This is a genomic window from Acinetobacter sp. COS3 (assembly GCF_000475335.1).
Lineage (GTDB): Bacteria > Pseudomonadota > Gammaproteobacteria > Pseudomonadales > Moraxellaceae > Acinetobacter > Acinetobacter venetianus.
Map to the genome: position 1 here is coordinate 1 of NZ_AXCD01000028.1, position 8847 is coordinate 8847.

Here is an 8847-nt window from a genome sequence, read left to right on the forward strand (position 1 = left end):
TTGTGATCTTTTGATTATTTAAATTTGCACCACCATTTAGATTACTTACTCCCGTAACACTTAATGTGCCACCAGTTGCAAGATTTCCTGCTGTAACTGTACCTGTAAATACAGGTGCATCAGCCATTTGAATACTAACAGTATTTCCACTTACTGACGTTTTTAAATTATTTCCAGAATAAGTTCCAGCTGTTGAGCCTGTTCCAGTAATATTTAATGTTGAACCAAGCTTGTTAGCAGAACTACCTGTATTCCCACTAAAAGTAATTGGCTTAATAACTTCATTATTTAGATTAGTTAAAGCACCTGACACAGTATTCGAGTTTACTGTTGTTCCATCTGTTTTTGTAGTTGTAAAAGTTGGTGCAGTATATACATTTATTGATGGATCATAGGCTGCTCCGCCTCCTAAAGCTGTAGTGTTCCCAACCGCACGATTGTTTACATCTTTAAGTTGAGCCACTGTAACCGCATCTTGGTCAGCAGCACCATCAGCAACATTTTGAATACGTCTAAGATTTGTAGATGAACCAACTGAAACAACGGAGGTAGGAGCTGTAGTGTTGGTAATGTAACCTGTACCAGTAGGCGCAGTCGTAGTTGAGCCTCCACCTAATGCAACAGAATTGTTAACACTAGCAACCGCCCCAGTACCTAATGCAATAGCATCTTTTATATTTGCAGAGACTTTTGCATCCACACCAAATGCAATAGATTTGTCAGCACCAGTAGCTACTTGTGATCCAGCCATAAGGGCTGCGCTATAAGCAGCCTTAGCATCAGGGCCTTGCTGGTTATAAGTGGTCCCATTAATTGTAGTACCATCACCGCTCGAACCTAAAGCTAATGAACCCTGACCATCAGCTATTGGGCTATTGTGTGTAGTAGATAAACCACTACCTATAGCTACACCACCTTTACCATTAGACGTCACAGGATTTACGTTGTAATTGGATCCAATAATTACTGACTGCTCAGCCGATGTTGATGAAATAATATCATTACCAATGACAGTAGATTGCGCCCCCTGAGCTGCTAAATTTGCACCAATTGCTATTGCTTCAACTGCTGATGCGCAGGCTGTACTATTTTCATTCGCAATAGCGATTGCAGCAGCCTCTGTACCAAATCCATTTGAAGTTCTGGTACAGTTAGTTCGAGTAGTACCTCCTCCAGCTTCATAACCTGCATAGGCAAAATCAGCAGTAAATGCCGCGAAAATAGCAAGAGTTAAAGCTTTGTAATTAAAAAAAAGATTACCTAAACTTTGTGGTTTTTTTTGTTCTAAAGAAAGAGTTTGCCCAACACTTCCACTATTTTTTGTTTTCCCTTTGGCAATTTCAGAAACCGCCACCCATACGCCTAAAGAGGCATTCCATACAACCTTATAAACCTTATTCATAATAATTTCCAAACGCAGAAAAGAAGTTGCAACTTGTAGCCTTATGTATACAAGTCGGTCTACTAAGTAAAAAAGTGTAATTTATTATTGAGTAAAATAACGCTTTTTTAGTGAGAAGTAAATCACACTTTACTCCTACTACAGCACTTAAAACCCAAATTATCGTTTTGCATTATAAAGGTATAATTTTTATATTTCTTATTAAAAACATCTCCTATTTTTTAATATTCAGTAAAAATAAAATGTACTTTTCAACTAAGTTATTTTAAGAAATATTTAAAATTTGCTATTACATGACGATAATTGACAGTTTTTTACTTTTAATATTTAAAATTATTCTAATTAAATTTGTATCAAGAAATAAAAAATGCCAGCATCATGGCTGATTCTTTAGTTTAACTAAAAGGTAAAATTACCAATTTACATTAACACGTCTATTTGGAGCTAAACAACCAACAAGACGCTTATTAGCTTTGTTACCCGCACATTGTTGGTATAAATCAGTTTGGCTATTGGCTTGGATTTGAATGCGATTTACATCAATACCTTCATTTACCAAAAGCTTCGCTACTGTATTCGCTCGCTGTGCTGAAAGTTGATGGTTATATGAAAATTTACCTAATGGATCAGCAAAACCTGCAACTGTAATCGGACCTGTTGAATTACTTTGCTTAATTCGCTCAGCAATTGCTGCCACAGAACTTGAACCTTGTTCAATCGCATTTGGGTTCGAACGATCAAATGCAAAGAACACGCTTCCTGATCTTGCTTCAGTTAAATTCGCATCATTTGGTACTTGATTGTTTGCACCCCAAGCCATTAAACCCTCACAAGCCTCTCCTTTCCAAGATAAGCGCTCGGATAGGTTTTTCTTGTCAAAGTCTATGCGTAACTGGCAACGTAAATAATCTTGGCTATTCGGCTGGCGAATATCTAACACATAGTTCCACGTTTTTACAAAAAATACGCCTTCGCTAAATTGAGGATTACCCAAAATATATCGAATTTGGTCTTTAGTTAAACCTGTATCTAAGCGAGCTACATTGTCGTATTCGTAACGTTGCACTTGTTTTAAATAGCTTTTTTCAACTGTAGGAAATTTAATTTCTTGTTGCTGATTTACGGCATCTTCTTGTGCAACTGCAACTGTTGCGCTTAAACCAACGAATGTTGCCATCATCAAAATTTGAATATTTTTGTTCATTTCATTACTCATCATATCTGTTAGCTAAGGAGAGCCGGTAGCTCTCCTTATTTGAAGCAATTAGTCAATAATTGTACTTACACCAATACGTACTAATGGGCTTCCCTGACTTCCTAACGCAGCACCAGTTGTAAGTGACCAACGACCATTGTCAGCAGTACGTCTGAACGTTACACCAACAGCATTTTGATCATTGTAGTAAGCAGCACCAACAGCCATTGTTAATTTGCCTGGTACAAAAGGGGCTTGTTCCAATGCCGCTGTTGCAGCAATACCAGCAGACATTTTGTCTTCTAAATTATCAATACGTTTATTCGTATCGTAGAAAACTTGCTGTAATTGATCGCCAAGGTTATTGATCTTGTTCCCGAGATCTTGATTAGACTGATTCAATGCACCGATTGCATCATTAATATTGTTTTTACCTGTACCACCAATATCTTTAGTCGTGATTGAGCCATCAGCATTGATTGATGTATTACCACCAATACTATTTTTGATGCTTTCTGAAATGTTATGAATTTGACCACCATTCACAGCATGGTTAGAACCTGCTTTGATTTCACCGTCTTTTACGCCTTGAATGACACGGTTACCATCTTTTCCAGCCATATTGATACTTGTACCGCCCGTATCTTTACCCACTGTGATTTCACCATTTGGCTTTTGCTGCTGAACCAGACCAGACTTACCATTGTTAATGTTTTCAATGTTGTTTTGAATGTTCTGAATATCATTTGAGTTTTGGTCAACTTGCTTCTGCACATTCCACAATTGACCGCCATTGACTGCATCTTTAGAACCTTGCTCAATTTTACCATCAGCAACATTTTTTAGGTTTGTACCTTTATCACCACCATCTAAAGTCAATGAGTTTTTATCTACATTGCCGTCTTTGTCTTTATCGTACTTCACAGCATGATCAGACAAATCACCGATCTGTTTACCGATTTGATCTTTAACATCATTGATTTGCTTATCAAGCTGACCTTTGTTGACTGCATCTTTCGCATCAACGCCATCAGCAACATTGGTAATTTTCTTAGCACCTGCATCAATACCATTGATCGTGATACTTGGCCCACCTTTAATGGTTAAACCATTATTGTTGATTACTGTATTACCTGTTGTAACGCTGTCAAATTTCGCATCTTTTAATAGCTCGATTTTCACACCATCTTCAGTGGTACGAGTAATGATATTTTCACCGCTAGTTTTGTCTTCAGCAGTATCAGCGTCTGCACCACCAACGATATTCAATGTATCGCCAAGCTTACGATGTACTGATTTTCCACCTGACGCTTTTTGATCATTTGCACCAAAGTTTAAACCTTTGTTAGTCAGATCATTGACGCCATTAGTTACTTTATCATCCACAGATTTAATCGCGTCATTGATGTTATTTTTACCTGTACCACCAATGTTGTTGGTCGTAATACTACCGTCTGGATTAACAGTCGTGTTGCCACCAATGCTGTTTTTGATGCTCTCAGAAATATTCTGAATCTGACCACCATTTACAGCGTCTTTTGAACCATTGGCGATTGCACCATCAGCAACATTAGTAATTTTCTTATTACCTGCATTGATACCATCTTTGGTGATACTTGCACCGTCTTTAATGGTTAAACCATTGTTATTCAGAACTGTATCACCCGTCGTGATGCTGTCTAAAGTTAAGTCTTTCTTGGTCGAAACCTCAAAGTTAGTACTACCATCTTTATTGGTCTTCTCTTTAACAACAATATTGTCGCCTTCAGTCACCGTTGTTTTGGCTTTGATTGCAGAGTCTTTCACTTCAGCAATCGCATCATTGATATTATGCTTACCCGTACCACCAATGTTGTTGGTTGTAATACTACCGTCAGGATTAACCGTAGTATTCCCACCGATACTGTTCTTAATGCTGTCAGCAATATTATGAATCTGACCGCCATTTACAGCTTCTTTTGAGCCCGCTGAGATGTGACCATCTTTAACGTTATCTAAAGTGGTGCCATCCTTACCTTGCAACGTCACTTTATCTTTAGATTTTGGATCATTGTATTTTACTGCCGAATCATCACTATCTTTTTGCTTCGCAGCAAGCTGATCTAGTTGACCTTTATTTACTGCATCTTTGCTATTTACACCATCCGCTACATTGCTGATGACTTTATTGCCTGCATTGATACCGTCTTTGGTAATGCTTGCACCATCTTTGATGGTTAAGCCATTATTGTTTAATACGCTGTCGCCTGTTGTGATGCTATCAAATTTCGCATCTTTCAATAATTCGATTTGGATACCATCTGTTGTAGTACGCGTAATGACATTTTCACTGCTAGTTTTATCCGTAGGGGTTGTAGCATCTGCTCCACCGACGATATTTAACTTGTCACCTAACTTACGATGAACATCTGTACCCGTATTACCTGCAAAATTGAGACCTTTGTTTTCCAATTCTGTCTTGGTGTTGTCAATCTTGGTATTGAGTTCGGTTTTAGTGTTATTGATCGTGTTGTTTAACTCAGTCTTGGTATCTGTGATCTGAGTGGTTAACTGATCTTTAGTGTCATTCAACTTGTTGTTGGTATCCTTAATTTGGCTACCCAAGTCTTGCTTTGTGTCATCCAATTTTTTATTGGTATCTACAATTTGATTACCTAGATCTTTTTTTGCATCATCTAGTTTCGTATTGGTATCAGTAATCTTGCCATCTAAACCATCTTTAACTTTGGTCAGTTGGTCAACATTCACTGCATCTTTACCGTTCACACCATCCGCAACATTAGTAATGACTTTGTTACCTGCGTTGATGCCATCTTTGGTAATACTTGCACCATCTTTAATGGTTAAACCGTTGTTATTGAGTACGCTTTCGCCTGTCGTGATACTGTCAAATTTCGCATCTTTCAATAATTCGATTTGAATACCATCTTTTGTTGTTCGCGTAATGACATTTTCACCGCTGGTTTTATCCGTAGGGGTTGTAGCTTCTGCTCCACCGACGATATTTAACTTGTCACCCAACTTACGATGAACATCTGCACCTGCATTGCCTACAAAACTCAAACCTTTATCAGTTAAGTCGTTAACACCACTTGTTACTTTGTCATCTACAGATTTAATCGCATCATGGATGTTATTTTTGCCAGTACCACCAATATTATTCGTTGTGATGCTACCGTCTGGATTAACAGTCGTGTTGCCACCAATGCTGTTTTTGATGCTGTCAGAAATATTTTTAACTTGACCACCATTCACTGCATCTTTGGAACCGTTGGTAATTGCACCATCCGCAACATTGCTGATGACTTTATTACCCGCATTGATACCGTCTTTGGTAATACTTGCACCATCTTTGATGGTTAAACCATTGTTATTAAGTACACTGTCGCCTGTCGTGATACTGTCAAATTTCGCATCTTTCAATAATTCGATTTGAATACCATCTTTTGTTGTTCGCGTAATGACATTTTCACCGCTGGTTTTATCCGCAGGCGTTGCTGCATCTGCTCCACCGACGATATTTAATTTGTCACCCAACTTACGATGAACATCCGCCCCCGTATTGCCTGCAAAATTGAGACCTTTGTTTTCCAATTCGGTCTTGGTGCTATCAATCTTGGTATTGAGTTCAGTTTTAGTGTTATTGATCGTGTTGTTTAACTCAGTCTTGGTATCTGTAATCTGAGTGGTTAACTGATCCTTAGTATCATTCAACTTGTTGTTGGTATCCTTAATTTGGTTACCCAAGTCTTGCTTTGTGTCATCCAATTTTTTATTGGTATCTACAATTTGATTACCTAGAACTGTTTTGGTGCTATCAATTTTCTGATCCAAGTTCGTAATGTTTTGCGTATTTTGATTCACATGTGTATCAACATTTTTAAGCTGACGTACAGTAACCGCATCAGAATCAGCTGAACCATCTTCAACATTCGTAATACGGCGCTCTTTACCAGCAGAACCAACTGAGATAACACCATTTGACATTGAAGCATCACGATTGGTTAGGAAAGAGCTTCCTATTGCTTCTGTTGCGATAGCATCTTGTCCTAATGCCACACTATTTTCTGCGTCAACACGGCTACGCGCGCCTAAAGCCACACCACCTACAACCAATGATTGAGCACCTTGACCTACAGCAACCGCATTTTCTTGATCAGCAATTGCTCCCCCGCCAATCGCCGCTGAATTTTTACCTGTTGCTTTCGCACCACCGCCCACGGCTGCTGCATTTTCATTACTTGCTTCCGCATCTTTACCAATTGCAGCCGCATTATCACCAGTTGCCTGAGCACCACTACCAATCGCAGCTGAACCATTTCCAGTCGCTTTCGCACCTTCACCTGGTTTATTACCTGAACCTATCGCAGTGGAGTTTGTACCTGAAGCCAATGAGTTAATCCCCATTGCAGCAGCACCATCACCTGTTGCTTGTGAAACTGCACCAAATGCAGCAGCGCCTTTACCAGATGCATTAGCCATTACGCCAAAAGCTGATGAAGCATCACCTGTTGCTTTTGAAGTCATACCAAATGCAGATGAGAATGCACCAGTAGCTACCGCCTGAGTGCCGACCGCAGTTGAGCCATGATTTGCTTCAGTTGTTGGATAACGACCCGCTTTTAATACGCCACCTGTAATATCAGTATAGGTTTTGCTGAGTTCTGCATCTTGTGCAATTTTATCAACATCATCACCACCAATCGCAACAGAAGAATTACCACGTGCAATAACATCAGCGCCAATTGCGATGGATTGATCACCAATTGCTTTTGTTTGATCGCCAATTGCAATTGATTGATTGCTATATCCTGAACGCATACCTGAAGCGCCTTGTGTTGATGCATTACGACCTATTGCAATATCACCTTGACCAACAGTATCTGAACTTGCCCCCATTGAAATAGCACCAGTTCCAGCGGCTTTTGCATTTGCCCCAAGCGCAACCGAATTCCAGCCCGTCGCATTCGCAGCACTCCCAATCGCTGTTGCATCACGCCCTGCCGATGTCGCGTTAACACCAACCGCAATCGCATTGCGCCCTGTCGCACCATCATTTTCAAAATTACCGCCTTGAGTCCCTCTATCATTGATACTGACATAATGAGAACGTGCGGCTTTTAATTGCCCCACAGTAGCAGCATCGGAATCAGCAGCACCATCTGCAACATTTTGGATACGACGTTCCGCACCAACACCACCTACTGATAAAACACCCGTTGGCGCTGCTTGCTTTGTTAAAAAGCTTTCACCTGTTGCTTGAGTTGCTTTTGAGTCTTTACCAAGTGCAATACTATTCTCAGCATCTGAACGCGCACCCTTACCAATTGCAACACCACCTTCGTGAGCTGCTTCAGCTTGATCACCAATCACAACGGCATTGTCTTTGTTTGCTTTTGCACCTGTACCAATCGCAACTGACTTTTTCCCCGTAGAAGCTGAAAATGCTCCAATCGCTAATGAATTTTCTTGAGTTGCAACCGCACCACCACCAAATGCAATCGAGTCTTTACCGGTTGCTTTCGTTGCCATGTTAGGTTGATATGAAGCACCTGCTTGTCCAGCAACAGAACCAGCATTTTCAATATCAGGAGAACCGATTGCAATTGAACGATAGCCTTCAGCCGTTGCTGAGTGACCAATTGCCAAAGAACCTTTACCAGTAGCAGCGGCTACATTACCAATCGCTTGAGCAAAATCAGCCGTAGCTGCCGACTGACGACCAATCGCAAGAGACGTATTTCCTTTTGACAAAGCTGCCGTACCGATTGCTACACCTGCAATATCAGTCGTAGTGGCATAAGAACCAATCGCTGTACCAAAATTATTTTGAGTGGTCGCGCCAGTGCCTAAACTAATTGAACCACCTTGTTTTTGTGCACCTGCAAATGCACCAGTTGAATTATTATATGGATTTTGACGATTTGCGATATTTGAGATACCAGTTCCTTGAGTCTGCGCCCCACAACCAATTGCAATATCTCGGCTACCAGAAGTATTCGCTGTACCCTCACCACATCTGTCTCCAGAAATTGATGTTCCTGAACCTGAGCCGCCTCCAATATTTGTAGCAGCAAATACAGTAGGAGAAAAACTAATTGCACCAACCAAAACCGCAGCTGATAAATTGAGAATTTTTGATTTGGTTTTTGTTTTACTTTTTGCAAGTTCAGAAGTTGCAACCCACGCTCCAAGAGAAGCATTCCAAACCACTTTATATACTTTATTCCTCTGTACACGACAAATTTCA

3 protein-coding genes are annotated in these 8847 nt (G+C 40.1%); all 3 read right to left on the reverse strand.

All coding sequences use genetic code 11. From position 1 onward, the window contains the following. Positions 1 to 1402 (reverse strand): ESPR-type extended signal peptide-containing protein (locus IO68_RS28040; RefSeq protein WP_023013723.1); only part of this gene is annotated, 1402 nt, incomplete at its 3' end. Positions 1403 to 1814: 412 nt separating this feature from the next. After that, positions 1815 to 2606: a trimeric autotransporter adhesin/peptidogylcan-associated protein TpgA gene (tpgA, locus tag IO68_RS28045; RefSeq protein ID WP_031234836.1), complete on the reverse strand. Its 792-nt coding sequence runs from the start codon at positions 2604 to 2606 to the stop codon at positions 1815 to 1817. Positions 2607 to 2666: 60 nt separating this feature from the next. Beyond that, a complete protein-coding gene (ata, locus tag IO68_RS28050) occupies positions 2667 to 8843 on the reverse strand; it encodes a trimeric autotransporter adhesin Ata (protein ID WP_031234837.1) in 6177 nt (2058 codons plus the stop codon). Between the last annotated feature and the right edge of the window lie 4 nt (positions 8844 to 8847).

Excerpts from the sequence above, each read along its gene's own strand:
- tpgA (WP_031234836.1), bottom strand. The coding sequence starts at position 2,606 with ATGAACAAAAATATTCAAATTTTGATGATGGCAACATTCGTTGGTTTA.